At 40.4% G+C, this 522-nt stretch carries 1 protein-coding gene; it reads right to left on the bottom strand.

Features of this window, described 5'->3' with window-relative positions:
- A partial coding sequence (locus OGV65_RS00060) for a T6SS immunity protein Tli3 family protein (protein ID WP_430640717.1) occupies nt 1–386 on the bottom strand: 386 nt, incomplete at its 3' end.
- Nucleotides 387–522 lie beyond the last annotated feature (136 nt).

The following is a 522-nucleotide window of genomic DNA, read 5'->3' as shown; positions in this document are numbered from 1 at the left end:
TCCGGTCTGTCGACCATATTCCCCTCTGAATTTCTCTCTTGCCCCTGAAATGGGGACATATAAGATGCGACCTGCCATGTTTGCCCATAGTCTTTAGATATTTTATATGCCCCAGGTTCCCATTCAGGCACCAGAATATACTGTTCTGAAGGATGAATATATTCTCCCGTAAATACCATGTATATTGGGTTGCTATAAATTGACTTATGAATATTTCTTTTTATATCATGATAAACAACATATCCTTCACAATCATATCCGATCAGTTCCAGATAACGATTATCATCAAACCGATAAATAATCTGTGAGGGTGATTTTGTACAGGCAGAGACGGCGCATAGCGAGATTGCTCCGATTATTATTTTTAACATACTACTCATTTTCATTATTTGTCCTTAAACGTTAAGCGACTCAGGCATATCCCATTGCAGATTATTTTCCCGCATCCAGGTCACAGCGCATCCGGGTCCATCCCTTATAGCCCACCACCTCTGGTTCTTTGTCGGGCAGGTTTTGATAATT

Source organism: Citrobacter sp. Cb004 (assembly GCF_030337065.1).
Classification (GTDB): domain Bacteria; phylum Pseudomonadota; class Gammaproteobacteria; order Enterobacterales; family Enterobacteriaceae; genus Citrobacter; species Citrobacter braakii.
This window is presented reverse-complemented; position numbering and strand designations above follow the sequence as displayed.